Source organism: Bhargavaea ginsengi (genome assembly GCF_900109165.1).
GTDB classification, from domain to species: Bacteria; Bacillota; Bacilli; order Bacillales_A; family Planococcaceae; genus Bhargavaea; species Bhargavaea ginsengi.
In genome coordinates this window covers 39,537-65,640 of the sequence record NZ_FNZF01000006.1, presented here as the reverse complement: position 1 = coordinate 65,640, position 26,104 = coordinate 39,537, and the positions used below count along the sequence as shown (strand labels likewise).

General features: G+C 54.7%; 22 protein-coding genes. 9 read left to right on the top strand and 13 right to left on the bottom strand.

Translation table 11 applies throughout. The features are described from left to right. Window positions 1–98 precede the first annotated feature (98 nt). Window positions 99–1,160: a permease gene (locus tag BMX91_RS13300; RefSeq protein ID WP_092055261.1), complete on the top strand. Its 1,062-nt coding sequence runs from the start codon at window positions 99–101 to the stop codon at window positions 1,158–1,160. A gap of 218 nt (window positions 1,161–1,378) precedes the next feature. Here the strand turns inward: BMX91_RS13300 and BMX91_RS13295 are convergent, their stop codons facing one another. Genes BMX91_RS13295 through nikC form a run of 4 tightly spaced genes read right to left on the bottom strand, consistent with a single transcriptional unit; the run spans window position 1,379 to window position 5,293 of the window. Then, entirely contained in the window at window positions 1,379–2,416 is a 1,038-nt protein-coding gene (locus BMX91_RS13295) for an ABC transporter ATP-binding protein (protein ID WP_092055259.1), read from the bottom strand. Then, entirely contained in the window at window positions 2,382–3,407 is a 1,026-nt protein-coding gene (locus BMX91_RS13290) for an ABC transporter ATP-binding protein (protein ID WP_092055256.1), read from the bottom strand. Before BMX91_RS13290 ends, BMX91_RS13295 begins: the two co-directional genes overlap by 35 nt. 35 nt (window positions 3,408–3,442) lie before the next feature. Further along, a complete protein-coding gene (locus BMX91_RS13285) occupies window positions 3,443–4,384 on the bottom strand; it encodes an ABC transporter permease (protein ID WP_092055254.1) in 942 nt (313 codons plus the stop codon). Window positions 4,385–4,399: 15 nt separating this feature from the next. After that, window positions 4,400–5,293, bottom strand: coding sequence for a nickel transporter permease (gene nikC, locus BMX91_RS13280; protein ID WP_092055252.1), 894 nt, complete (start codon window positions 5,291–5,293; stop codon window positions 4,400–4,402). Between the two features lie 323 nt (window positions 5,294–5,616). Between nikC and BMX91_RS13275 the strand changes: the two genes are divergently transcribed. Both BMX91_RS13275 and BMX91_RS13270 read left to right on the top strand, forming a co-directional pair. Further along, a complete protein-coding gene (locus BMX91_RS13275; protein ID WP_092055249.1) occupies window positions 5,617–7,251 on the top strand; it encodes a glutathione ABC transporter substrate-binding protein in 1,635 nt (544 codons plus the stop codon). A 216-nt stretch (window positions 7,252–7,467) separates the two neighbouring features. Continuing rightward, complete coding sequence (locus tag BMX91_RS13270; RefSeq protein WP_092055246.1) at window positions 7,468–9,066, top strand: glutathione ABC transporter substrate-binding protein; 1,599 nt, start codon at window positions 7,468–7,470, stop codon at window positions 9,064–9,066. A 64-nt stretch (window positions 9,067–9,130) separates the two neighbouring features. On the opposite strand, the gene hflX is transcribed toward BMX91_RS13270, so the two are convergent. Both hflX and BMX91_RS13260 read right to left on the bottom strand, forming a co-directional pair. Beyond that, entirely contained in the window at window positions 9,131–10,414 is a 1,284-nt protein-coding gene (gene hflX / locus BMX91_RS13265; RefSeq protein ID WP_092055243.1) for a GTPase HflX, read from the bottom strand. Between the two features lie 54 nt (window positions 10,415–10,468). Beyond that, the gene (locus tag BMX91_RS13260) at window positions 10,469–11,170 is read right to left on the bottom strand and encodes a VOC family protein (protein ID WP_092055240.1); all 702 of its coding nucleotides are present in this window, start codon (window positions 11,168–11,170) and stop codon (window positions 10,469–10,471) included. 166 nt (window positions 11,171–11,336) lie between these two features. Here BMX91_RS13260 and BMX91_RS13255 point away from each other — a divergent pair, with 166 nt between their 5' ends. Next, on the top strand, window positions 11,337–12,905 hold the full coding sequence (locus BMX91_RS13255) for a BCCT family transporter (protein WP_092055238.1): 1,569 nt from the start codon (window positions 11,337–11,339) through the stop codon (window positions 12,903–12,905). Between the two features lie 86 nt (window positions 12,906–12,991). Here the strand turns inward: BMX91_RS13255 and putP are convergent, their stop codons facing one another. Then, window positions 12,992–14,479: a sodium/proline symporter PutP gene (gene putP, locus BMX91_RS13250; RefSeq protein ID WP_092055236.1), complete on the bottom strand. Its 1,488-nt coding sequence runs from the start codon at window positions 14,477–14,479 to the stop codon at window positions 12,992–12,994. Between the two features lie 321 nt (window positions 14,480–14,800). Here putP and BMX91_RS13245 point away from each other — a divergent pair, with 321 nt between their 5' ends. After that, complete coding sequence (locus BMX91_RS13245) at window positions 14,801–15,178, top strand: DUF2188 domain-containing protein (protein ID WP_092055234.1); 378 nt, start codon at window positions 14,801–14,803, stop codon at window positions 15,176–15,178. A gap of 160 nt (window positions 15,179–15,338) precedes the next feature. Here the strand turns inward: BMX91_RS13245 and BMX91_RS13240 are convergent, their stop codons facing one another. Both BMX91_RS13240 and BMX91_RS13235 read right to left on the bottom strand, forming a co-directional pair. Continuing rightward, window positions 15,339–17,132 (bottom strand): AMP-binding protein, encoded by a 1,794-nt coding sequence (locus BMX91_RS13240; RefSeq protein ID WP_281242842.1) that lies wholly within the window; start codon window positions 17,130–17,132, stop codon window positions 15,339–15,341. After that, the gene (locus BMX91_RS13235; protein WP_092055227.1) at window positions 17,110–18,699 is read right to left on the bottom strand and encodes an FMN-binding glutamate synthase family protein; all 1,590 of its coding nucleotides are present in this window, start codon (window positions 18,697–18,699) and stop codon (window positions 17,110–17,112) included. Before BMX91_RS13235 ends, BMX91_RS13240 begins: the two co-directional genes overlap by 23 nt. A gap of 128 nt (window positions 18,700–18,827) precedes the next feature. On the opposite strand from BMX91_RS13235, the gene nfsA reads away from it, so the two are divergent. From nfsA to BMX91_RS13215, 4 genes are all read left to right on the top strand, one after another. After that, window positions 18,828–19,559, top strand: a complete 732-nt coding sequence (nfsA, locus tag BMX91_RS13230; protein ID WP_092055224.1) for an oxygen-insensitive NADPH nitroreductase — start codon at window positions 18,828–18,830, stop codon at window positions 19,557–19,559. 45 nt (window positions 19,560–19,604) lie between these two features. Beyond that, window positions 19,605–20,783, top strand: a complete 1,179-nt coding sequence (locus BMX91_RS13225) for a class I SAM-dependent methyltransferase (RefSeq protein WP_092055222.1) — start codon at window positions 19,605–19,607, stop codon at window positions 20,781–20,783. Window positions 20,784–20,865: 82 nt separating this feature from the next. After that, window positions 20,866–21,684 carry a purine-nucleoside phosphorylase gene (locus BMX91_RS13220; RefSeq protein ID WP_092055219.1) on the top strand — a complete coding sequence of 273 codons (819 nt, stop codon included), beginning with the start codon at window positions 20,866–20,868 and terminating at the stop codon, window positions 21,682–21,684. A 118-nt stretch (window positions 21,685–21,802) separates the two neighbouring features. Further along, on the top strand, window positions 21,803–22,168 hold the full coding sequence (locus BMX91_RS13215) for a helix-turn-helix domain-containing protein (RefSeq protein ID WP_177168397.1): 366 nt from the start codon (window positions 21,803–21,805) through the stop codon (window positions 22,166–22,168). A gap of 47 nt (window positions 22,169–22,215) precedes the next feature. On the opposite strand, the gene BMX91_RS13210 is transcribed toward BMX91_RS13215, so the two are convergent. From BMX91_RS13210 to fumC, 4 genes are all read right to left on the bottom strand, one after another. Next, on the bottom strand, window positions 22,216–22,824 hold the full coding sequence (locus BMX91_RS13210) for a tetratricopeptide repeat protein (protein ID WP_092055215.1): 609 nt from the start codon (window positions 22,822–22,824) through the stop codon (window positions 22,216–22,218). Continuing rightward, window positions 22,821–23,480 carry a Dph6-related ATP pyrophosphatase gene (locus BMX91_RS13205; protein ID WP_092055212.1) on the bottom strand — a complete coding sequence of 220 codons (660 nt, stop codon included), beginning with the start codon at window positions 23,478–23,480 and terminating at the stop codon, window positions 22,821–22,823. Before BMX91_RS13205 ends, BMX91_RS13210 begins: the two co-directional genes overlap by 4 nt. 159 nt (window positions 23,481–23,639) lie before the next feature. Next, window positions 23,640–24,188, bottom strand: a complete 549-nt coding sequence (locus BMX91_RS13200; RefSeq protein WP_092055210.1) for a PCYCGC motif-containing (lipo)protein — start codon at window positions 24,186–24,188, stop codon at window positions 23,640–23,642. Between the two features lie 349 nt (window positions 24,189–24,537). Continuing rightward, window positions 24,538–25,920: a class II fumarate hydratase gene (gene fumC, locus BMX91_RS13195; protein ID WP_092055206.1), complete on the bottom strand. Its 1,383-nt coding sequence runs from the start codon at window positions 25,918–25,920 to the stop codon at window positions 24,538–24,540. Between the last annotated feature and the right edge of the window lie 184 nt (window positions 25,921–26,104).

The window sequence follows — 26,104 nt, the reverse complement described above, 5'->3', positions numbered from 1 at the left end:
CCCCCCGCTTAAAATGCGGGGGATTTTCATTCTCGCTATGAAGAATCCGGATTAAAGTGGTATACTATTCCGGTTATCATTTTTAGGAGGTCCTGACCTTGAACACCACTGCTCCGTCCGACAGAAAACGGACGATTTTATATGTAGCCATCTTCCTGCTCGTCGCCATTATCGGGCTTGCTTATGTGAAATGGATTCCATACGTAGACAAAAGCATCACCGCCATCACGACACAGTCGATCGGTGATTCCATCCTCGGGGACCCGGCAGAAGCCGGGACATTCTCCTGGGAAAGCACATGGTCGTACACCGTCACTTACTTTCTCGCCGTCTGGAAAGCAGCCGTTCTCGGGATTGTCCTCGGCTCCCTTGTCCAAGTACTGATTCCGGCAGACTGGCTTCTTCGCACACTCGGTAAGACATCATTCGGCAGCACCGCAATCGGCGGCCTCACAAGCCTGCCCGGCATGATGTGCACGTGCTGCGCGGCGCCCGTCGCAGCGGGGCTCCGGAAAAAGAATGTCTCGATCGGAGCGGCACTTGCCTTCTGGCTCGGTAACCCGGTGCTGAATCCGGCGGTCCTCATTTTCATGACGTTCGTCCTGTCCTGGGAATTCACCCTGCTGCGTGCTGTCTTCGGCATCCTGCTCGTGTTCGGCATCAGCTACCTGGCGAACCGTTTCGCTCCGCAGCCGGCGCCTGAAGAACTCGCCCGGAAAGTTGAAGAAACAGAAGCGGCGGCCGCTCCCGAAGAAGGCAGCTTCCTTTCCCGCTGGCTGAAAAGCATGGGCCGTATGGCGCTGTTCATCATCCCGGCCTACTTCCTGTCCGTCCTGCTGATCGCGGCAATCCGCCCGTGGCTTTTCCCGTTGCTCGAAGGCGCATCAGGAAATTCGCTGCTCATGATCCTGCTCTTCGCGATCGGCGGCATGCTGTTCGTCATCCCGACAGCGGCCGAAATCCCGATCATCCAGGCATTCATGTCTGCCGGGCTCGGCACAGGCCCTGCCGCTGCCCTGCTCATCACCCTGCCGGCCATCAGCCTGCCATCGCTGATCCTCGTCGCGGGTGCGTTCCCGAGGAAAGTCCTCTGGTTCGTCGGCGCAGCCGTCATCTTGCTCGGCGTCCTCTGCGGCCTCGTCGGCATGTGGGTCTTGTAATCAGTGTTTTTGAGCCCCCGCTCCGGGTGACGGAGCGGGGATTTTTGATTGGCGGAATTTATTGCTGTACGTCCGTTTCGTATGTTGCAGGTCCGGGCTCTCTATCCAATTTCCTTGTTTCAATTTCACTGCCCATACTTCAACTCCTCACCCCTTGTTGCAACTCTCCTTCTTCCCAAAAGAAAACCCGCTGCCTTTCCGGCAGCGGGTTTGGATCCTTAGAAGGATGCAGTTTCCATATAGTTCGGTTTGAGCTGGCCGCTTTCGATCTCTTCGACGAAATGGCAGGCAGCTTCGTGGCCTTCGCGCATACCGTCATGCACCTTGAGTTCAGGAACATCTGTCCGGCATTTGTCCTGGGCGAACGGGCAGCGGGTATGGAAGCGGCAGCCCGTCGGCGGATCGATCGGGGAAGGCACGTCTCCGCGGAGAACGATATGTTCCCGTTCGCGATCCGGATCCGGCACAGGGATCGCCGACAGCAGCGCTTTCGTATACGGGTGTTTCGGGTTATCAAAAATCGACTTTTTGTCCCCGATCTCCATGATCTTCCCGAGGTACATGACGATGACGCGGTCCGAAATGTGGCGGACGACGCCGAGGTCATGGGAGATGAACAGATAAGTGAGACCATACTCTTCCTGCAGCTCGTCCAGCAGGTTCAGCACCTGCGCCTGGATTGAAACGTCAAGTGCCGATACGGCTTCGTCACAGATGATGAGCTTAGGGTTTACAGATAGCGCGCGGGCAATGCCGATCCGCTGGCGCTGCCCTCCGGAGAATTCATGCGGGAAACGGTCTGCCTGGCTGCCATTGAGCCCGACTGTTTCAAGCAGTTCGATGATTCGCTTGCGCCGTTCTTTTCTCGGAAGCACATTCTGGATTTCCATGGCTTCATTGAGGACATCCGAAACCGCCTGGCGCGGGTTGATTGAGGCATACGGATCCTGGAAGATGATCTGGAGATCCTTCCGGTGTTTCCGCATTTCCGACTTTGACAGTGAAGCGAGGTCGGTGCCTTCAAAATAGACCTTGCCATCTGATGGCTCCTCAAGTCGGAGGATGGCACGTCCGGTTGTGGACTTACCGCATCCGGACTCGCCGACGATACTGACCGTCTCCCCTTCATATACCGTGAAGCTGATGTCGTCGACCGCCTTGACGTGGTTGACCGTACGTCCGAAGAAGCCCCCTTTGATCGGGAAATACTGCTTCAGTCCCTCAACCTTTAGCAATTCTTTCTTCTCCAAAGACATCCACCTCCTTTGGCCCCGGCCATTCTTCATCGTAGATCCAGCAGCGGACCTGGTTGCCTTCCCCGTCATCGAACAGGTCAGGCAGTTTTTCGCGGCACAGATCCGTCGCCGCCGGACAGCGAGGCGCAAACCGGCAGCCTGTCGGCATCTTGAACGGTGACGGGACCATGCCGTGGATCGGGACAAGTTTTTCCTGATCCGCGTCAGGCCGCGGCAACGATTTCAGCAGCCCGATCGTATACGGGTGTCGCGGCCGGCGGAATAGTGTCCGTACATCACTATATTCGACGACCTGGCCTGCGTACATGACCGCCACATAGTCGCAAGTTTCCGCAACGACACCAAGGTCGTGGGTAATGAAAATCACAGACATGCCGAGACGGTTCTGGAGATCCTTGATCAGGCCGAGGATCTGTGCTTGGATCGTCACGTCGAGCGCGGTTGTCGGCTCGTCCGCGACGAGGATTTCAGGGTTGCAGGCAAGCGCCATGGCGATCATGACACGCTGACGCATACCACCTGACAGTTCATAAGGATATTGCGTAACTCGCTTTTCAGGAGACGGGATACCGACCAGCTTCAGCAGGTCGACAGATTTTGCCATCGCCTGTTTTTTGTTCATGCCCTGGTGGGTAGTAAGAGATTCCGAAATTTGCTGGCCGACCGTGAAGACCGGGTTCAGCGAGGTCATCGGTTCCTGGAATATCATCGAGATTTTGTTTCCCCGCAGCCCACGCATTTGCTTTTCGGAGTAGTCGAGGATGTTCTCCCCCTTGAAGAGGACTTCCCCGTCGACCACTTTGCCATTTTCCGCGAGAAGCCGGAGGATCGACAAAGAGGTGATACTTTTGCCGGAGCCCGACTCGCCCACGATTCCTATTGTTTTACCTTTCGGGACGGAGAAGCTCACGCCGTCGACGGCCTTGACTTCCCCCTCGTCCGTGAAGAAAGAGGTGCGCAATCCGCGCACATCCAATATCGTTTCTTCCAATGATCTTTCCTCCTTGGGCCGTTGGCCGGGACCGATCAGTTCAGGTCGATCCGCTTGTTGAGCAGCTTATATGAGATATCGACTATCAAGTTAACGAAGACGAACAGGACAGACAGAACGAGCACCGCACCCTGAACAATCGGGAAGTCCCGCTGGGTGATGGCCTGCACTGTGAGGCGGCCCATGCCGTTGATGGCAAAGATCGTCTCTGTCAGGACCGCTCCGCCAAGGAAACCGCCGAACTCGAGACCGACTACGGTGACAACCGGAATAAGCGCGTTCTTCAGCGCGTGCCGGTACGTGACGATACGGTCGGTGAGTCCTTTGGCGCGTGCTGTCCGGATATAGTCTTGGTTAATGACTTCAAGCATCGAAGAGCGCGTCATCCGGGCGATGATCGCCGCTCCGCCGGTTCCCAGCGTGATCACCGGAAGAATCACCTGCCGCCAGCTGTCGCCCCAGCCGGACGGACGCAGTTTCGCCCATTCCGGCAGCCAGCCCGCCCCGACGGCGAACCAGTCAATCAGTACGAGTCCGAGCCAGAAGTTCGGCATGGATAACCCGAACAGGGCGATAACCATGATGGCCGTATCGGCTACGGTATAGCGCCGTACCGCCGATATGATCCCCGCCATCAGCCCGATAAAGACGGCGAGGATTGTGGCATAGAATGATAATTCCACCGTGACCCAGAACCGGGCCCCGATCTCATCGGAAACGGCACGGCCGCTCCGGACGGAATTTCCGAGGTCGCCCTGAAGGACGCCGCTCATATAGTTGAAGTATTGAATATGGATCGGGTCATTCAGGCCGAGGCGTTCCTCGATCTGCCTGACTGTCTGTTCCGAAGCGCCTTCCCCTGCGATGATCTGGGCCGGGTTGCCCGGGATCAGGTGCATCAGGGAGAAGACGAGAATGGAGACACCGATCAGTACCGGAATGGTCTGGAGGACCCGCCGGATGATGTATTTTAGCATTTCGCTTCCCCCTCCTTATTTGTTCGCTTTCGGGTCAAGCGCATCGCGCAGCCCGTCACCGAAGATATTGAATGCAAGAACGACGAGGACGATGGCAATCCCCGGAATTAGAATCATGTGCGGCGACTCCGCCATGTACGAACGTCCGGCAGAAAGCATGGCGCCCCACTCAGGTGTCGGCGGCTGCGCACCGAGGCCGAGGAACGACAGGCCGGCTGCAGTCAGGACCGCGGTCGCGATCCTGAGCGTCGCCTGGACAATGATCGGCGACAGGACGTTAGGCAGGACATGCTTGAAGATGATCCGGAAGTCGGATGCACCGAGCGCCCTCATGGCGTCGATGTACTCAAGGCGGCGGACAGACAAGGTCGATCCGCGAACGATCCGGGCAAATGCCGGGATCGAGAAAATCCCGATCGCGATGATCATATTCTGGATACTGCCGCCCAGGACACTCACAATCGCAAGAGCGAGGAGAATCCCCGGGAAGGCGAGAAGAATGTCCATGATACGCATAATAATCGTATCGATCCTGCCGCCGTAATAGCCGGCGACAATCCCGAACAGGACACCGATGATTCCGCCGATCATGACAGAGACAAACCCGACGATCAGGGTAAGGCCTGTCCCGTGGATAATCCGCGAGAAAATATCACGACCGTAGTTATCCGTTCCGAACCAGTTTTCCGCGGATGGAGGCTGCAGCTTATTGGTGATATCCGTGGCGTTCGGGTCGGTGCTGACCAGCATCGGCCCGAAAATGGCCAGGAAAATGAAAAACAGCACAACAATTCCGCCAACAAGAGCCGATTTGTTCTTTTTGAATCGCTTCCAAAAGCCTTTATAAAGTTCGAGGCGAGGATTGTAAGCCCTTTCACTCTTGGAGGCTCCGGCTGTTTGCTCAGACATATTGATCCCTCTTTCCCCAGGACGGCATTCGGATGCCGCCTTTTTCTCAATTACACTAATCGATAGTTTAACATGAATAATGCAAATTCGACACTTTATATTTAATGACGGAAAAGTATAAAAAGAAAGGCAAATTGGTATACTTTCAAATTGTCTTTTTTGCACTATCAGAGTGAAGCATCGGCGGCACTGTACATGTATGGCACGAACCTTCAGCGTTTTCTTAGAACAACTATTGTCTTCAACAATTTGGTATGGTATATTCTTTCTGAATATTGCGGTCGATTGCGCAATATCAAAAACATAATAGGGGGAGAAATTACATGAAGAATAAGCGCAGCTCTTTGTTGCTCTTGATCTTGCTGCTCGTCGTCTCCATGTTCCTCGCGGCATGTGCCGGCGGCGGAGATGATAGCGCTTCCGACAGCGACAGCGGCAAAGACGATGGCAACCAAGGCGAAGAAGGCACCACTGATGGTGGCGGCGAAGGCGGAGACCTGATCCTTGCTGTCCTTTCCGATGCTTCTTCTCTTGACCCGGCAGGATCGAACGATGTTCCGTCCTCTAACATCCAGGCCAATATTTTCGAAACACTCGTCAACCGTAACGACGACAACGAAATCGAGCCTGGCCTCGCGACGGAATGGAACGCAATCGACGATACAACTTGGGAATTCAAACTCCAGGAAGGCGTTACCTTCCATGACGGTGAAGCATTCACCGCTGATGCAGTCAAGAAAAGCCTTGACCGCGTACGCGATCCTGAAATCGCATCGCCTCGCTTCTTCCTCTTTGAAATGATCGAGAGCGTGGATGTTGTGGATGACTACACTGTCCAGATCAAGACAGCGTATCCGTTCGCACCACTCCTTGCTCACCTGTCCCATAATGGCGGCAGCATCATCAGCCCTAAGTCCATCGATGAGGACTATGCGGCAATGGAGAACGGCGAAGAGCCTGGCTCCGTCATCTCCGAGAACCCAGTAGGCACCGGCTACTTCAAGTTTGAAAGCTGGAACCCGGGCTCTGAGATCAAGCTCACGAAGAACGAAGACTACTGGAACGAACCGGCTAAGGTCGACTCAGTCACATTCAAGGTCGTCCCTGAAGCGGCGACTCGTGTGGCAGAGCTCGAAACGGGCAACGCTCACATCATCGACCCGGTTCAGCCGAACGAAGTTCAGCAGATCAATGACTCCGGCAACGGAACGGTACACCAGAAGCCATCCTCGAGCCTCTCGTACATCGGCTTCAACACAGAAAAAGAGCCATTCAACGACGTCCGCGTACGTCAGGCGATCTCGATGCTTGTAAACAAGGATGACATCATCTCCGGTGTTTACGAAGGATTCGGTATCCCGGCAAAAGGCCCTCTGGCGCCTGGTATCTTCGGTTACAATGAAGACGCAAAGCCACTTGAGTACAACGTTGAAGAAGCGAAAAAGCTGCTTGAAGAAGCAGGCTATGCTGACGGCTTCTCCACAACTATCTGGACAAACGACAACCCGCAGCGTGTCGACGCAGCAGTCCTTCTCCAGCAGGAGCTGAAAGCGGTAGGCATCGATGTCCAGATTGAACAGATGGAATTCGGTACGTACCTCGACCAGACGGCTGCAGGCGAACATGACATGTTCATCCTCGGATGGTCCAACCCGACAGGCGACGCGGACTACGGCATGTATGCCCTCTTCCACTCGTCCCAGAAGGGCGACCCGGGCAACCGCTCGTTCTACGAGAACCCTGAAGTCGACAAACTTCTTGACGAAGGCCGTCAGGAAACCGATCCTGATGCCCGTACTGAGATCTACAACAAGGTCCAGGAGCATCTGATCGAAGACGCGCCAATGGTTTATATCCACCACCAGGAGTACCTGACAGGTCTTGCTAACGGCGTCGAAGGCTTCGATATCGACACATCCGGTATCTACCAGCTGAAGAACGTTACACTGTCCGAGTAATCCGGACGAGAGCCCTCCCACTTTTGCGGGAGGGCTCTTTTGTGTTTGTAATTTTTTAAAAAGGAAGAAGCCAGACTCTTTATAGCTTTGAAAACGCTGTCCATATTTTCAGGAATTTTTAGCTGTTGAATCTCTATTGTTCCCGTCAGGTTTGTGTGATATATTTCAGAAATATCGCATTTAACGATAAAAAGCGATGACAAAGGGGGAAACAACATGAGAAAAAACACAAAACTGCTCCTGATCCTCACCCTCGTGCTGTCCATGTTCCTTGCAGCATGTGCCGGCGGCAGCCAAGATGACGCCGGTGATGACAGCAGCTCAGGAGAAGGCGGCACGGCAGCCGGCGGAGACCTGATTCTGGCGGTTCTGTCGGATGCCTCGACACTGGATCCTCAGGGCTCGAACGATGTTCCGTCCAACAATATCCATAACAATCTTTTCGACACGCTTGTCGAACTGAACGACGAAAATGAAATCGTTCCAAGCCTGGCGACAGAGTGGAAAACGATCGATGAGACGACGTGGGAGTTCAAGCTCCGTGAAGGAGTGAAATTCCACGACGGAACAGATTTCACCGCTGAAGCGGTCAAGAAGACCTTCGACCGTGTACGCGACCCGAAAGTGGCATCCGGGAAAGCCTATCTGTATGAAATGCTTGAGAGTGTGGAAGTCATCGATGACCACACTGTACAGATCAAAACGGCTTATCCGTTCTCGCCGCTCCTCTCCCACCTGTCCCACTCCGGCGGTGCCATCATCAGCCCTAAACTGATCGATGAGGACTATGCCGCGATGGAAAATGGTGAAGAGCCGGGCTCTGCCATTAACCAACACCCGGTCGGCACCGGTTTCTTCAAATTCGAAAGCTGGGATCCGGGTGTTGCCGTCAAACTCGCGAAAAACGAAGACTACTGGAACGACGCGCCTAAAGTGGACTCCGTTACATTCAAGGTCATTCCGGAAAGCGCGACACGCCTTGCAGAACTCGAAACCGGCAATGCCCATATTATCGACCCGCTCCAGCCGAACGAAGTGGCACAGATTGAAGGCGGCGATTACGGAACCGTCAACAAGCAGCTTTCCCGCGCCTTGTCGTTTGTCGGATTCAACACAGAAAAAGAACCGTTCAACGATGTCCGCGTCCGTCAGGCCATCTCGATGATGATCGACAACGAAGAGATCGTAAACGGCATCTATGAAGGTTATGGCGTTCCTGCCCACGGTCCGCTATCCCCTGGCACCTTCGCTTATGATAAAAACATCAAAGGCCTCGGATACAATCCGGAAGAAGCGAAAAAACTCCTTGAAGAAGCCGGATACGGCGACGGCTTCGAGACGACCATCATCACCAATGATAACCCGCAGCGGATCGATATCGCTGTCCTCCTCCAGCAGAAGCTCAAGGAACTGAACATCGACGTCAAAGTCGAGCAGATGGAGTTCGGCTCCTATCTGGAGACCCTGACAGCCGGAGACCAGGACATGTACCAGCTGGGCTGGTCCAACGCGACCGGTGACGCTGACAACGGACTCTACTCCCTCTTCCATTCGACACAAAAAGGAACAGGAGCAAACAAGGCATTCTACGGCAATCCTGAAGTCGACAAGCTTCTGGATGCCGGCCGCGCAGAAATCGATGAAGCGAAGCGCAAAGAGATCTACGACCAGCTACAGCAGATCCTGATTGAAGAAACTCCGATCTCCTACATTCACCACCAGGAGTACCTGACCGGTGTTGCCAACAATGTTGAAGGGTTCAGCGTCGATGCCAGCGGCTACTATCAGCTGAAAGACGTGACCCTTTCAGAGTAATCCCTGAAAAAACTCCCTTCCGCCTTTGCGGCAGGGAGTTTTTTGTTGATGAAGATATCGAGAATCATTCTGCCGTCTCTGGCGGAGCGATGAATTCACTAAAGCGTTCCCGGTCGGCTTCCCTCAGTTCTACATCGATGAGAGTGCCATCTTCCGTGTACTCGGTTTCCTTCACATCTGCATGCTCATTCAGATAAGAGACGATATCCCCCCGGCCAAATGGGATCAGCAGGTTGACCCGTACCTGGTCACCGAATATTTTTGAAGCGATCATTTCCAATAACACTGAGATATCATCAGATTGCTTGGCCGAGATCCAGATGCCGTCCCCCTGCTTTCGGGGATGCTCCAGGCCTGCCAGGTCGGACTTATTGTAAACCTGGATTTCCGGTATACCTTCGATGCCGATGTCCGCAAGCGTGTCCTCGGTGACGTCCATCATGTAGCGGTGCTCCGGGTGGGACACATCGACGACATGCAGGAGCACGTCGGCATCCGCCGCCTCCTCGAGTGTCGAACGGAAAGCCTTCACGAGATGATGGGGCAGTTTGCCGACGAATCCGACTGTATCAGTCAGAAGGAACTCACGGTTATCCTGCAGCTGGATATTCCTAACCGAGGTATCCAGCGTTGCAAACAGCATGTCCTGCTCGAGCACATGCCTGCCCGCCCCGTCCCCGATGCCGGCAAGCATGGCGTTCATGATCGTCGATTTGCCCGCATTCGTGTAGCCGACAAGCGAGACGACCGGCACATCACGCTTTACCCGCCGCTTCCGCTGCGTCTCCCGGTGGCTCTTCACCGATTCCAGTTCACGGCGGAGGCGTGCAATCTGATCCTCGATTCTCCGGCGGTCAAGTTCAAGCTTCGTCTCACCGGGACCCCGCGTCGCCACGCCGCCGCCTGTCGAACCCGCCTGCCGGCTGAGCGAGGCCCGGAGGCCGACAAGTCGCGGAAGCATGTACTGCAGCTGAGCCAGCTCAACCTGCAATTGCGCTTCCCGTGTCTTCGCCCTTCTCGCAAAAATATCCAGGATCAGCATCGTCCGGTCGATCACCTTAGTATCGAGCTCCGTTTCGAGGTTGCGGATCTGCGATGGAGACAGTTCATCATTGAAGATGACAAGATTGGAATCCGTCTCATCATGGAACATGAGGATCTCCTTCACCTTCCCCGATCCGATATAGTGGCTCGGATTCGGACGCTCGAGATTTTGGGTGACCGTGCCCGACACTTCTACGCCGCAGGCCTGTGCCAGGCTGGCCAGTTCCTCCATCGAATAATCAAATTGCCCATCGTCGTCGAGACGGACGCCGACCAGCACCGCGCGTTCTATTCTTTGTTCCATAAAAACCCCTCCAGTAATTGCTGCCTGCTCTAAGTATACCCGTCCTGGAGCACTTCAGTGCATGCCGTCGCGTGAGATGCGGACATCCGAGAGCCGTTCCGGCCCTTCGCCCAGTGTAAAGACAATTTCTGCATTCCCGAGTGTAAGCCGGTTGTTCTCCGGCCGGCTGGTTCCGAGCATCTCTGCCCATCGGAGTGCGGTTGCTTGCGGATCCCGGACGCTGAAAACAACTTCTTCCAGGCAATGCGACAGGTTTTCCTCCGGCATCGTGCCTGCATCAAGCAGTTGCTGCATACGCACCTCATCCTCCATGCCCCAGTCGATAAAGAATGGATTCGGCAGAGCATCACCGATCTCCTCGTCGATGAAGAGCAGTTTCCATTCGAGCAGGCTGCCCGAAGCAGTCCGCCTGGATGCCTCCTGCACGCCTGTCGTCTTGTATCCACGCTCATTTAATCGCTTTTCAAACTGATACAAATTACCCGGGCGCAGACAGATTGTTCCCCAGCCGGGTCCATAATGCTTCATGTCATGGGTCAGCAGTCGCGCCAAGGGCTGAAGGGTCGTCTGTGCGATTTCCGGCTTCTCAACGGACAACGCTTCAATATAGGCATTCCGCACGTAGTAAAGCGCATTCTGAGTTCCCCACTGCTCATGACTTCCGCCCGGAGCACCGTTCATCCCCCGCTCCTTCCATGCTCTTGCATCCTCTTCGGGCGTCTGATTGCTGAAATAAACTGCATGGTCAAGTTTCAATTTAACCTCTCCTTTCTATTTTTTCCGAAAACACCTAGTCAATTAGACCTAACTTTTCCGTCAATTTCCGTTTTAGCCTTGAAGACCCCGTTCATCTTCGTTACCCTCGGGTATACATCTATTATGTCGATAATACATAATAAAACAATTTCTGAAGGAGAGGAACATGGACAGATCAAATTGGAAAAATCCAGTGTTTGTTGTATCTGCATTATTTATTCTTGCTCTGGTTGTCATCGGAGCCGTCGTGCCGGATGGATTTGCATCGGTCGCCACCGTGATCTACGATTTCACCATTGATACATTCAGCTGGTTCTATCTGCTGGCCGTCTTTATCTTTATCGTATTCTTATTGGGAATCGCAATCAGTAAATACGGCAGTATCCGTCTCGGTGCAGAAGATGAAAAACCCGAGTTCTCATTTTTCACCTGGACTGCCATGCTGTTTTCGGCCGGCTTTGGTGCCGGGCTTGTCTTCTGGGGCGTAGCCGAGCCGATGAGCCATATGTTCAATCCGGCTTTTGAAGACCTGGAACCGATGACTGAAGAAACCGCCCGCAATGCCATGGGCTACTCAATGTTCCACTGGGGCATGCATCAGTGGGTCATGTTTACGCTCACCGGACTTGTTATCGCTTTCCTCCAGTTCCGCAAGAAGAAAACCGGTCTTATCTCAACTGCCCTAGAGCCGATTGTCGGATCGTCGAAACCGGTCAAGAACACGATTGACATCCTTGCCGTGATTGCGACAATCATGGGGATGGCTACATCAATCGGATTGGGTGTACTCCAGATGAACGGCGGACTAAACGCTGTCGCCGGCATTGAGATTTCTCCATATGTCCAGCTCGGCATCATCGCGGTCATGATGGTCGCTTATCTGTTGTCATCGACGACCGGATTGCACAAAGGTATCCGTTATCTCAGCAACCTCAACCTAGGGCTTGCCCTTGGCCTCCTGCTGTTCACCTTCTTTGCAGGACCGACTGTCTTTATCCTTGAAACCTTTGTTGTCGGGCTCGGTGACTACATCACGAACTTTGTTCAGTACAGCCTGCGGCTTGAGCCTTATAAGGACAGGCTTTGGGTCCAGGAATGGACCGTATTCTACTGGGCATGGGTTATGGCCTGGTCGCCGTTCATCGGTGCATTTGTCGCACGTGTGTCGCGTGGCCGGACTATCAGGGAATTCATTATCGGCACACTGATCATCCCGCCTGCCATCGCTATGTTCTGGATGGCGGTGTTCGGGGGCACAGCAATCTACAGTGACCTGAACAACGGAACGAACATCGCGGAGATGGTCAACCAGGACGTGACATCTGCCCTGTTTACGACGTTCGAGCAGACTCTGCCGTTCTCAGGCCTTCTTTCAGTCCTTGCCATCCTGCTGATTTTCACCTTCATCGTGACATCTGCCGACTCCGCTACATACATCCTGGCGAGCATGACTTCCGGCGGTTCACTGAATCCAAAGATGCCTGCCAAGCTGATCTGGGGCGTTCTGATGGGCTCCATCGCAGGCGTACTCCTCTTCACAGGAGGTATCAATGGACTGGAGACCGCATCGCTCGCCTCGGCTCTGCCATTCGGTATCATCCTCATCATGCTGATGTTCTCGATGATCATTTTGCTGAAAAGAGAACCTTTGCCGATTCGCAAGCGGGACCTTAACCGGTTCCAGAGACTTGAGAACCTGTCGAAAAAAGAAAAAGTGGAGCGCTCCAAAAAATAAAGTGAAACCGATCCGGCCGATTGCCGGATCGGTTTTTTGTTTCACATTAAAAGATCCGGGAAACCAATGGCTCCCCGGATACTTGCTTATTTCTGATCACGCTCAAGTGTCTCGAGCGTTTCGTTGAATTCACGCTCAATTTCTTCATTCGGCCGGTAGGTCGCATTGCTCGCCAGAACAGCCACCAGAAGGCTTAAGATGAAGCCCGGCACAATCTCATAAAGCATACCCGTCAGCGCATCGACATTGCCCCAGATCATGACGACGATGGCTCCGGTGATCATGCCCCACAGCGCTCCCTGGGCAGTCAACTTGCGCCAGTAAAGCGATAGCAGAATAATCGGACCAAACGCCGCACCAAAACCTGCCCATGCAAATGATACGAGCTTAAGAATGGTGTCATTCTGTTCCCATGAAAGGATGAACGCGATAACTGCAGTTAATAGTACGGCGATGCGTCCATACCATACATATCGCTGCTCAGGCGCATCGGACCTGAAGACCGCTTTATAGATATCTTCGACAAGAGCAGAAGACGTGACCAGCAGCTGTGAGGATATCGTACTCATGATCGCTGCCAATACAGCTGCCAGAATGACACCTGCAATAAACGGGTGGAAAATAATCTGGCCGAGATCAATGAAAACAGCTTCTGGATCCGTGAGTGACACGTTCGGATTCTGCTGGAAATACGCGACGCCAACCAGAGCAGTCGCTGTCGCCCCAAGCAGGCTGAGAAGCATCCACCCGATGCCGATCCGCCGGGCCGAGCGGGTTTCTTTCACTGTCCGGATGGCCATGAAGCGGACAATAATATGCGGCTGGCCAAAGTAACCAAGTCCCCAGGCTATGGAAGAAATGATCCCGGCTGCAGTAGTTCCCGCAATCAGGCTCAAATGATCAGGACTGGCTTCCCGGATACTCGACAGCGTCTCTGCCGGTCCACCGGTGATAAAGACACCGACAACCGGCACCAGAATAAGTGCTGCAAACATGATGAGCCCCTGTACAAAGTCCGTATAGCTGACTGCCAGGAACCCGCCAAAGAGCGTATAAGCCAGGACGACTGCAGAAACGACAATCAGACCTGTATGATAGCTGAGTCCAAACGAGCTCTGGAAAAAGACGCCCCCTGCAACCATGCCCGATGACACGTAAAAGGTGAAGAAGGCCAGAATAATGATACCCGAGGCGATCCGAAGAAGTGACGAGCGGTCTTTAAGCCGGCTCTGCAGATAACTTGGAATGGTGATGGAATCCGCAGATACCTGGGTATACACCCGAAGTCTTGGTGCCACGTAAAGCCAATTCAGATATGCCCCGATCGTCAGGCCAATTCCGATCCAAGCCTCCCCCAGGCCTGACAGGTAAATCGCACCCGGGAATCCCATCAGGAGCCATCCTGACATGTCTGAAGCACCGGCGCTCAGCGCACTGACGGCCGGACCGAGCTGGCGTCCACCCAACATATAATCGGACAGATTCGCTGTTTTCCGGTAACCGTACCAGCCGATGAACAGCATTAGCGCCAAGTAAATTAGTATGGCAATGAGTTTGAACGTTGTATCTGTCATCTTATCCCCCCTTACCTGCTATCCTATCATATGTCCTATGACAACATGCCTGCTTTTTCGGAGAATTGGCGGAGTGTATTGCAGATAATCGCAGACTGTCGAACCGGAGTACGATGAAATCGGATGACATTGAATATTTCCCGGGAAATCGACCGGCAATGACATAAGGCATGTCGGATAATGATCCATGGGCAGTTGCCGTAAAAGTATCGCGAATGGCGGTGGAAACTGTCTGCATATGAGGAGCCCGGTCATGTATGCCGGAAAGGTTTAGGTTAATCCTCGCGGGGAATTTCCTTATGTATAAGGAGGCGATCCGGTATGCCATGGAACAAACAGGATTATCCGGACTCGTTCAAAAATCTGGACGAGCCGGTCAAGGACAAAGCGATTGAAATTGCCAATGCCCTTGTGCGCGACGGATACGAAGATGACCGCGCCATCCCGATTGCGATGGACCAGGCCCGTGAATACGTGCACGGGGACGGGGACGATGATGGCGGGCGGACGGTGTATGAAGTCAGGGAAGACGGCGATGAGTGGGTGCTTCGTAAAAAGGGCAACGACCGCGCCATTCTGCGAGAGGATACGAAAGATGATCTTCTCGAAAAAGCCAAGCCGCGCGTCAATGATCAAAACGGCGTATTGAAGATCTATAAGGGCGACGGAGAACTCGAAGATACGCTGTATGAAGGGTGAAGACCGCACGGGGTGCGGTCTTTTTTCATAGGTTCAGATGATTTTGAGTGAAACGTTGATGATCTTTATTAAGACCTTGCGATAAAGGACTGAAACGTTGACATAGCCAACGCTCCGCGTCAAAAAGCCGTCCCGGCATCATACCGGGACGGCTTCCTCATTATTTCGCCCCGATGCCGGTGCGTTCCTCGGACATCTCTCGGAGCTTGAATTTCTGGATTTTGCCCGAAGCGGTCATCGGGTACTCGTCGGTGAACTCGATATAGCGCGGGATTTTGTGATAGGAGATTTTCCCTTTGCAGAATTCACGGACCGACTCGGCCGTTTCTTCAGCGCCCGGCTTCAGAATAATCCAGGCCATGAGTTCCTCGCCGTATTTCGGATCCGGCACGCCAATCACCTGGACATCGCTCACTGACGGATGCGTGTAGAGGAACTCCTCGATTTCACGCGGATAGATGTTCTCGCCGCCCCGGATGACCATGTCTTTGATGCGGCCCGTGATGTCTAGATAGCCGTCTTCATCCATGACTGCGATGTCGCCGGTATGGAGCCAGCCATCCTCATCGATCGCCTTGCGAGTAGCTTCTTCATTATTATAGTAGCCTTTCATCACGTGGTAGCCCCGTGTGCACAGCTCACCTGGCTCGCCCTTCGGGACTTCCTTGCCGGTCGCCGGGTCGATGATCTTTACTTCGACATACGGATGCGGCTTGCCGACGGTCGCTACGCGCTTCTCGATCGGGTCATTCGTCGTGGTCTGCGTGATGACGGGCGACGACTCCGTCTGGCCGTAGCAGATGGTGATTTCATCGGCACCCATTTCGTTGATGACCTGCTTCATCACCTCGATCGGACATGTGGAGCCGGCCATGATGCCCGTCCGGAGAGAGGACGTATCGAAGTTCTTGAACTCCGGATGCTGGAGCTCCGCGATGAACATCGTCGGAACCCCATTGAGCGCTGTGCATTTCTCATCCTGCACGGCTTTCAGCACAGTAAGCGGATTAAACTGCTCAATAATCACCGAAGTCGACGCGTGCGTGACAGCCGTCAGTGTGCTGAGCACGCAGCCGAAGCAGTGGAAAAACGGCACAGGGATGCACAGCCGGTCCTTCTCCGTCAGCTTCATCCGGTCTCCGATCAGCTGTGCGTTGTTGACGATGTTATTATGCGTCAGCATGACGCCCTTCGGGAAGCCGGTCGTGCCTGATGTGTACTGCATGTTGATGGCGTCCTCCGGATCAAGTGACCGGAACACGGCCTCTAATTCTTCATCCGTGACACTGTCGGCCTTCGCCTCAAACTCGGACCACTTGAACATCCCCCGCTCGTCCCGTTCCGTCATGAGAATGATGCGTTTCAGATGCGGGAGATTCTTGCACGAGATCTCACCCTTTTCCGAGACCTCGGCCTCCGGGCATACCTGTCGGATGATGTCGATATAGCTCGTCCCCTTGAACCCCTCATCCAGGATGAGCGTCGTCGACTCGGACTGCTTTAGCAGGTACTCGAGTTCCGCTGCCTGATAGTTGGTATTCACCGTCACGAGCACGGCCCCCATCTTGCCTGTCGCGAACTGGCTCAGGAACCACTGGCGCTTGTTGTCACTCCAAATGGCGACATGTTCCCCTTTTTTGATCCCCATCCCGAGATAGGCTTTCGCCAGACGGTCCGTCTCTTCATCAAACTCCCGGTAGGTTTTCCGGATTCCATGCTCCGGATAAACGTAGGCTTCCACATCCGGGAATTGCCTCGCCTTCTCCCGGACCACCTCTCCGACAGTTTTGTTGAGCAGTGCCATCCAAACGCCCCCTTTTGAAATCGTTTTCAACAGTATGTTACCACATTTTTCTGAGGGTTTCGAAAGTTTATTGGAAGCTGTTTGGATAAATGAACACGCCGCCCTGGGGGGGCGGCGTGCCAATTGATTATTGCGCGCGCAGATGTTCATCATGACCTTGCACCGGATAGGCGCGGCCCCGTTCGTCCAGATAAACGAGATGAGTGCGGTCCAGCTTGGTCGGAGAATCGAGTCCGGCTGCCGCAGCAATGCGGAATAGCCCCTCGCGCATCGTCAGGATATAGTTTGTGACGCGGTACTTTTTCTCGTCTACGACCAATGCACGCTGAAGGTCCTCATCAGTCGTCGCGACACCTGCCGGGCATTCGTTCGTATGGCACTTCAGCGCCATGATGCACCCGACGGAAATCATGAAGCCGCGGGCCACCTGGACCAGGTCCGCTCCGAGTGCGAGCGCAACAGCCGCCTTGTCAGGTGTCGTGATCTTGCCTGAGGCGATGATCTTCACCCTGTCGCGCACGCCATGCTCGCGGAGTGAGTCATCGAGGATGGTGAGCGCCGTTTTTATCGGCAGGCCGAGACTGTCTGCCAGGTCCTGATAGGTCGCGCCTGAACCGCCTTCCGATCCGTCAACCGAGATAAAGTCCGGCCCTTTTCCGGTTTTCTTCATCCAACCCGCCAGTTCATCGGCTTCGCTTTTACTGCCGATGACCACCTTGATGCCGACGGGCTTCCCGCCGGCCTCACGGATCTGCCCGATAAATTCGAACATCGACGGATAGTCGTCAAATTCCCGGAATCGGTTCGGGCTGTTGATCGTCGTATACGGTTCGACGGTCCGGATTTTGGCGATCTCCTCCGTCACCTTCTCGCCTTCCACGTGGCCGCCGCGCATCTTTGCGCCTTGGGCAAGCTTCAGTTCAAACGCACGCACATTCGGGATGGCGGCCTTTTCCTTCACCTTTTCGATATCGAACTCCCCGTCCGGCGTCCGGTAGCCGAACAGGCCGGAACTGATCTGCGCGATGATTTCCGGGCCGCCGGCCAAGTGATAATCCGACAGGCCGCCCTCGCCCGTGTTCATCCAGGCGCCTTTCGCCATCCCGATTCCCTTGGACAGCGCAGTGATGGCGTTTTTGCCGAGAGATCCAAAGCTCATCGCCGACTGTCCGAGCAGGCTGCGCACATGAAACGGTTCCCGGCAATCAGGTCCGATCACGACTGCATCATCCGGCGGCAACAGCCACGGCAGAGCCGGAGCATCTTCCATATGCTCGCGGCGCGTAAACAGACCTTCGTCGTCAATCACATAGTGGCGGGTATCAACAAGATCAGAATTGTCGACGCGCATCTCTTCATTCTGTTTTGTGAACATCGCATTTCGGATATAGTAGCCGGGTTCTTCGAAATCCCGCTTAGAACCAAAGCCGATCAGAGAGCTTTTATACTTTCCGGGCAACACCATATGCAGGTACTCCTCCCGGCTGAATGGCTTTCCGCTATTGTCGTCGGAGAACAGATACTGTCTGAACTCGGGACCCGTCTGCTCGAGAAAATAGCGGACCCGTCCGAGGATCGGGAAATTCCGCAGGATCGAGTGCTGCTTCTGGCCGCGGTCATAGAAAAACAGCCAGACCAGTGTCACGGCAGGAACGACGACGAGCAGGATAAACAAAATCATGGCTGTGAGTGAGACGTTCTCAAAAAAAGTATTCATCTTCTCTTTCTCCCCTTTCCATATGTATTTCTGATTGTGCAGACCTCGAAAATTGTTTACCCTAAAACTCTTTTGATAAGCTATGGAGTGATGCATACACATAAAAACCTGAAAGGGGTCTTTTATCAATGGTCCTTGATCTGCTTAACTCGCACTCCTCGGTGCGCGATTATGAGGATGTCACGCTCAGCCGGGAAACGGTGGAGCGGCTCGTCAGCGCCGGACAGCATGCGGCGAGCTCACACTTTGTCCAGGCGTATTCGGTTATCCATGTGACTGATCCGGCAAAGCGCGAAGCACTCGCTGAACTCTCAAAAAACCCGAAGCAGTTTCTGACGGCCGGTGCGGCTCTCGTATTCTGCATGGATTTCCGCCGGCTGGAAGCGGCGGCAGCCCTCCAAGACGAGAAGATCGTCTACTCGAACGCCGAGGCGCTCGTTGTCGGTGTCACAGACACAGCCCTGCTCGCCCAGAATGTCGCGATTGCTGCGGAATCGGAAGGCTACGGCATCTGCTATATCGGCGGTGTGCGCAATGCGCCAGAAGAAATCAGCCAAGTTCTCGGCCTGCCGGAAGGGGTCGCGCCGCTTTACGGCATGACCATCGGCGTTCCGAAATTCCGCAACGAAGTAAAACCTCGCCTACCGGTCACTTCCATCCTGCATGAGAACGAGTACGACAGTAAAAAGTATGAAGAACAGCTGCCGGAATACGACCGGACGATGAACGACTACTATCTGAGCCGCGGCAGCAACCGGAAAGACGCCACATGGTCAGGCGACATGGCAGAGTTCCTTAAAGCTCCACGCCGTCTGCATCTGAAAGAATTCTTAGCCAAGCAGGGATTCAAGTTCGAGTAATGTGAAATCGATACGCACTACCTCAACCAGAAAGGAGGATAGCCAATGGAATTTGAAGAGATGATCGATGCGCTTGCCTCCCGCATGGCGAACGGCACGCTGGCCAAGGCGACAATCAGCCAGCCCAGGTCGAAGTCGGAAGGGCTGCAGCGCATCAAACTGAAGCCAGTCGAGCTCCGAGGAGAACTCCATATCCAGTTCGAATACCAATACGAGCGTGTCCTGAAGCACGAAAACGTACCGGCCGGAGAAGTGCACCCTGTTCTGGACGGCCTCCTCCGGGAGTTCCGCCAGATGCAGGCATCGTTTATCGGCGAAGAAGTGCAGATCCGCCTTTCAAAAAAGCTGAAGGTGTCCTGGAAAACCGAACAGTCCGAGACGACTGCGGCACCGAACCTCTCCCACAACCGGAAAAAGCAGTACATCCTCGAGGAAGGGACACCGTATCCGTTTCTCGTGCGGCTCGGCGTGCAGACCGAGGACGGGAAAGTGAAAAAGGGCAAGATGGACAAGTTCCGGCAGATTAACCGGTTCACCGAGTACATTGCCGACAGCCTCGCCCATCTGCCGACGGACCGGACGATCCGCATTCTAGACTTTGGATCCGGCAAGTCGTATCTGACGTTTGCCCTCTACCACTACCTGAGGATAGAAAAGGAGCTCGACGTCAGGGTGACCGGCCTCGACCTGAAGAAGGAAGTCATCGAGGATTGTCGGCAAATCTCAAACGACCTCGGCTACGGGGACGACCTTGAGTTCCTTGTCGGCGACATCAACGATTATAATGACGAGACAGCGGTCGACATGGTGGTGACACTCCATGCATGCGATGTTGCGACTGATATGGCGCTTGCGCGTGCGGTTCGTTGGGACGCGGATGTCATCCTGAGTGTTCCATGCTGCCAGCACGAGCTGTTCGGCCAGCTGGATGCCCCTGAACTCGGCGTCATGCTCCAGCACGGGCTCATCAAGGAACGCTTCGCCTCACTGGCAACCGACTCGATCCGGGCGGAGCTGCTGAGCCTGCTCGGGTACGACGCGCAGCTGCTGGAATTCATCGATATGGCGCACACACCGAAAAACATCATGATCCGCGCCTACAAAACCGGACGCACAGCCGATGACGTGCGGGTGGCCCGGTACAAAGCCTTCCGGGACATGCTTGGCGCGGAACCGTTCATGGAGCGGGAGCTTAAAAAAGAACTCGCCCCGGTCCTCGGCTGAGGATTCCGGATTTGTCCGCGCGGGTATTAATACTGTATGAAATGGGCTGCTTGTGCCGCCCTTACAAAGAGGAGAGATTCAGATGGACCTGTTCCACAAGATTTGGGAAGCCACATCATTTATCAAAGACAAGACGGACCATCAGCCGACAGTCGGCCTGATCCTCGGCTCCGGCCTCGGGTCGCTGGCCGATGAGATTGAAGATGCCGTCAGTATCCCCTATGCGGACATTCCGCATTTCGCTACATCATCCGCCGTCGGACATGCAAACGAGTTCGTCATCGGCAAGCTGAACGGCAGAACCGTAGCGGCAATGAAGGGCCGCTACCACTATTACGAGGGCTATTCGCTCGAAGATGTCACGTTCCCGGTCCGCGTCATGAAGGCGCTCGGCATCAATGACCTCATCATCACGAACGCCTGTGGCTCGGTGAACAAGGAATTCAGCCCAGGGGATCTCATGCTGATCACCGATCACCTGAACCTGACGGGCACCAACCCGCTGATCGGGCCGAACCACGATGAGCTCGGCACCCGCTTCCCGGATCTGACACAGGTGTACAGCAAGGAATTGCAGACAAAGGCATTCAGTGTGGCAGACAGCCTCGGCTTCAGTCTCCGCGAAGGCGTCTACGCGTGGTGGAGCGGCCCGACGTATGAAACGCCTGCAGAAATTCGCATGATCCGCACGCTCGGCGCGGACGCGGTCGGCATGTCGACCGTGCCGGAAGTGATCGTTGCGGCGCACGGCGGTATGAACGTCCTCGGCATCTCCTGCCTCACCAACATGGCAGCGGGCATCCTTGACCAGCCGCTCAGCCATGACGAAGTGATTGAAGTTGCCGCACAAGTCCGGACTAAATTTGCCGGCCTTGTAAAAGGTGTTCTCAAAGAAATCTGATAGTCCGACAAAAAACGACAGCCCTTTGAGGGTTGTCGTTTTATTTTTTCTGCAATATATGATATGCTGTCAAAGGAATTCAAATTTTCTAATTTTTATTGACAGAAAGGTGTTAGCATTGAACGAAACCCTCACATTCGGCGAGCGGCTAAAAGCCCTCCGGATCCAGCACGGCGTATCCCCTGATCAGTTGGCAGAGACGATTGGCGTCGCCAAAAGCCTGATCTGGACGTTCGAGCTCGATAAGAAACTGCCGACCTACCCTCAATTGATTGCCCTTGCAGACCACTTCCATGTGACCACTGACTATCTTCTGAACCGCGAACCCGTTTCTGTGGATATTAAAAAGGCGGCCGACGACATGCTCCAAAATTATGAGCTGAGTCTGGACGGCCGACGGTTGTCGAAGGATGAACTATTGGATGCGATGACCTTCATCCGGACACAGCGGACTGTCCGTCCCAAGGACTATACAGTCGTCTGACTGACCACCGAAAAAGCGCCGATCATCGGTGCTTTTTTATTTTGCTTTCATCCGGACTGTTGCTCCAGCAGGCGGCGCACTTCTTCTTCGCCTTTGGCATCCCCGGCTTTCTTGAAGGCGGCGATGCTTTGCTCGTAGGCAGGCCCGGGGTCGTGACCATACCATGAACTCGTCTGTCCGATTCCCCTCCAGGCACAGGCGATACAGATGTCGTCTCCCGCCTTTTTTCCTTCACGGAGTGCCAAGCGGAAGGCCCCGATCGCTTCTTCGAGATTCCCTTCCAGAAGTGCTGCTTCGCCGAATTCGTAGGCGTTGGCGGAGTGGCCGGCGTGATCATCTGGGAGACGGTCACGGCGGAGGTTCCGCTCCCGTTCCAGCCACTTTCTCGCGATCGGTGCGTTCCCTTCCATCCGGCAGACCATTGCGAGCTGGTGCATCGCGATGGAGGCGGCTTCATCGTTTTCGTGCTGTTCCGCCCTACCGAGCAACTCTTCGTAGAGGGCGCGTGCCCCGTCGTATTCCTTCTTCATCGCCAGGGTGAACGCGAGCATATGCATCGCGTTCTCTTTTTGTTCCGGGTCGGCAAGCTGTGTGCGGTAAAGCCGCTCCGCCCCGTCCCAGTCTTCCCTCTCGAATGCTTCAAACGCCTCTTTCATTTTGCCAGCTCCATTCGTGCAAATGAATAGCCATCCCGTTTCAGGTGGGCGGTCTGATTGAGGCGGAGCGGATAAGTAAAGATGGGGCCGTCCGTCACGAGCGTATGGAACTCGCCGGCCTCCCCGCACGGGTCGATTCCGCGGCTTTCCATGTCTGTGATTAATTCTTGGTCGAATGCGCGCCCGACCCATTTGGACGGGAATCTCTCATCGTGTCCGACGACGACGGTCGCCCGGAAACCGGCATCCAGAAAGGCGCGGACCACTTCTGTCCGTTCCATGCCCCAGAGCGGATGAACCGCTTCGATGCTTCTCTCCGCACATGTGTCGGCCACCCACTTCCGGTGATCATCCAGGTCGATGTCCCCGAACACGCCTGTCGTGATGCCCGCCGCCTTCATCTCATTCAGCCCCGAGAGGAATTGCTCCTTATAATCCGTCCAACCGGCGCGCCGGATCACAAGCGGGATCCCGATCGCGTTAGCCTGCGCCCGAATGATCGCCTCGCTCACCGCATGCGACTTTGACCGGTCCCCTTCGCTGTCGAACATCGTCAGAAGGCGCTCCGGCCTGCCGCCATTTTGAATTGCCCGGTGCAGGGCAAGCGCCGAATCCTTGCCCCCGCTCCATGAGGAAAAAAATGATTGCTTGTCCATCAAGTAAGCCCCCTTTAGGGAGAGTGTAGCATATGAGGTTGCCGGGAGTGATTTCGTAGCGGCAAGTGCGGATTTCGGAGCGGCAACGTGCAGGCTCCAGACCGCAACGTGTTTTACTCAATCTAAAAAAGCGGGGCGCATCCGCGCCCCGCTTCCCTCTTATGCCGGCATCGGCGTAGGAGTCGGCTCTGCATAGCCTTCGTTATAAGTCTCGTCGATCGCCTCGCGGATTTCCTTGAGCGACTTTCCGTCCTGCGCCATCTTCACCGATTCCACTGCGATTTCCAGGCAGACGAGGCAGCGCGTGCCATGATCATCCCAGACAACCGAACCGTCTTCGCGGACTTCCGAGATGAAGCAGTTCATGTTGCTTTTATGCCCGGCACTATCCCCGCAGCCGCAGTAGCATGGCATCCATTCCAGGATCTCAGTTGCGGAGCCCGCGACACGATAAACCAGCTGCATGTCTTCCGGCTTGTCGTCGAGGAACGAAGGCAGCTCCTCCGCCGAAGCGGTCACTTCCTGGAGGTCGCCATTCGGCAGCACCGTCTGGCCTTCCTTCACTTCCCGCTCGGCCGGAGCCGCATGGTCATGCTCTTCATGGGAGGTCTCATCCTCATGGGTATCCGTCTCGCCAGCTGCGTCATTGCCGCATGCGGACAAAACAAGACCGAGCGCGGTGAGTATATAGATGAACCGTTTCTTCACGTGGGATCACTCCTTTGCGTACAACTATACCGCAAGATGCGGCAAGATGCTGTGAGCAAAAAGTGACATCCGTATTCGCTCTGGCAAGGTTCTGGGATGGAATTGTCCGGTTTCGTCATTCGTTGGTTTAATTTCGTCATTCGCGTCTCCGATTTCGTCATTCGCGTCTCCGATTTCGTCATTCGCGTATGTCCCGATGATGAATGACGAGACTGAAGGTCTGAATGACGAGATTCCGGCCACGAATGACGAAATTACCGGTCTGAATGACGAAACCGCCCTCCACTCATCACGAAAAATCTCCATATAAAAACAGCCGGGGACCCGAGTCCCCGGCTGCTTCAATTAATTATCGTCCGATCATTTTCGACGGAACGACCCATTCATTAAACTGCTCTTCTGTCAGGAGTCCGGACTTGATGGCCGCTTCTTTCAGAGTGGAGCCTTCCGCGTGGGCGGTCTTCGCGATCTTCGCCGCGTTTTCGTAGCCGATGTGCGGGTTCAGGGCTGTGACGAGCATGAGCGAGTTGTCCAGGAGCTCCTGGATTTTCTCGTGGTTCGGCTCGATGCCGACCGCACAGTTGTCGTTGAAGCTGATGATTCCGTCAGTCAGCAGGCGTACCGACTGGAGGAAGTTGTAGGCGATGACCGGCTTGAAGACGTTCAGTTCGAAGTTGCCCTGGCTAGCGGCAAATCCGATTGTCGCGTCGTTGCCCATGACCTGAGCAACAACCATTGTCAGTGCTTCGCTCTGTGTCGGGTTGACTTTGCCCGGCATGATCGAGCTGCCCGGCTCGTTGGCAGGGATCGTGATCTCGCCGATGCCGGAACGCGGGCCGCTAGCGAGCCAGCGAACATCGTTTGCGATCTTCATGAGGTCAGCTGCGAGTGCCTTAATGGCGCCGTGTGTGAAGACGGCTTCATCATAGCTCGTGAGCGCGTGGAACTTGTTCTCCGCGGATGTGAAATCGATGCCGACCTGCTTGGAGATCTGTGCAGCGACTTTGTCGCCGAATCCTGCAGGCGCGTTCAGGCCTGTACCGACTGCTGTGCCGCCGATTGCAAGTTCTTTCATTTGTTCGACTGCAGTTTCGATCATGACGCGGTCTTTTTCAAGCATGCGCACCCAGCCGCTGATTTCCTGGCCGAGTGTGAGCGGTGTCGCGTCCTGCAGGTGTGTACGGCCGATCTTGATGATATCGTCGAATTGCTTGGCTTTCTCATCAAGCGTCGCTTTCAGCTTGTCGATTGCCGGAAGAAGGTCATTCAGAACGGCAACGACTGCGGATACGTGGAGCGCCGTCGGGTATGTATCGTTCGACGACTGCGACTTGTTGATGTCATCGTTCGGGTGGAGGCGGTCTTCCTCGCCCCACTCTTCAAGCAGCTGGTTGCCGCGGTGAGCAAGCACTTCGTTCATGTTCATGTTCGACTGCGTGCCCGAACCGGTCTGCCATACAACGAGCGGGAAGTTATCGTCGAGCTTGCCTTCGATCACTTCGTCGGCTGCTGCTGCAATTGCCTTTGCCTTTGCGTCAGACAGGTTGCCGAGCTCATTGCTCGTGATTGCTGCCGCCTTTTTCAGGTTGGCGAATGCACGGACGACTTCCATCGGCATTTTCTCCCAGCCGATTTTGAAGTTCTGCTTGCTTCGCTGTGTCTGAGCACCCCAAAGCTTGTCCGCAGGCACCTGGATCTCGCCGATCGTATCGCGTTCAATGCGGTATTCCATCATTCCTCATCCTTTCGGGTCTGCTGAAATTCAATCCTTCTCTATTTTGCTACATTTCCGGTTGAGAAACAATAGAGGGTGTGCCAAGAGGACCGGCCTGGTGATTTCCTTGCCGGGAAGTCAGAGCTGCTTTTTCATAAACCGATGAGGACGCATCGCGGCCGCCGTTTCCGAATAGGATATA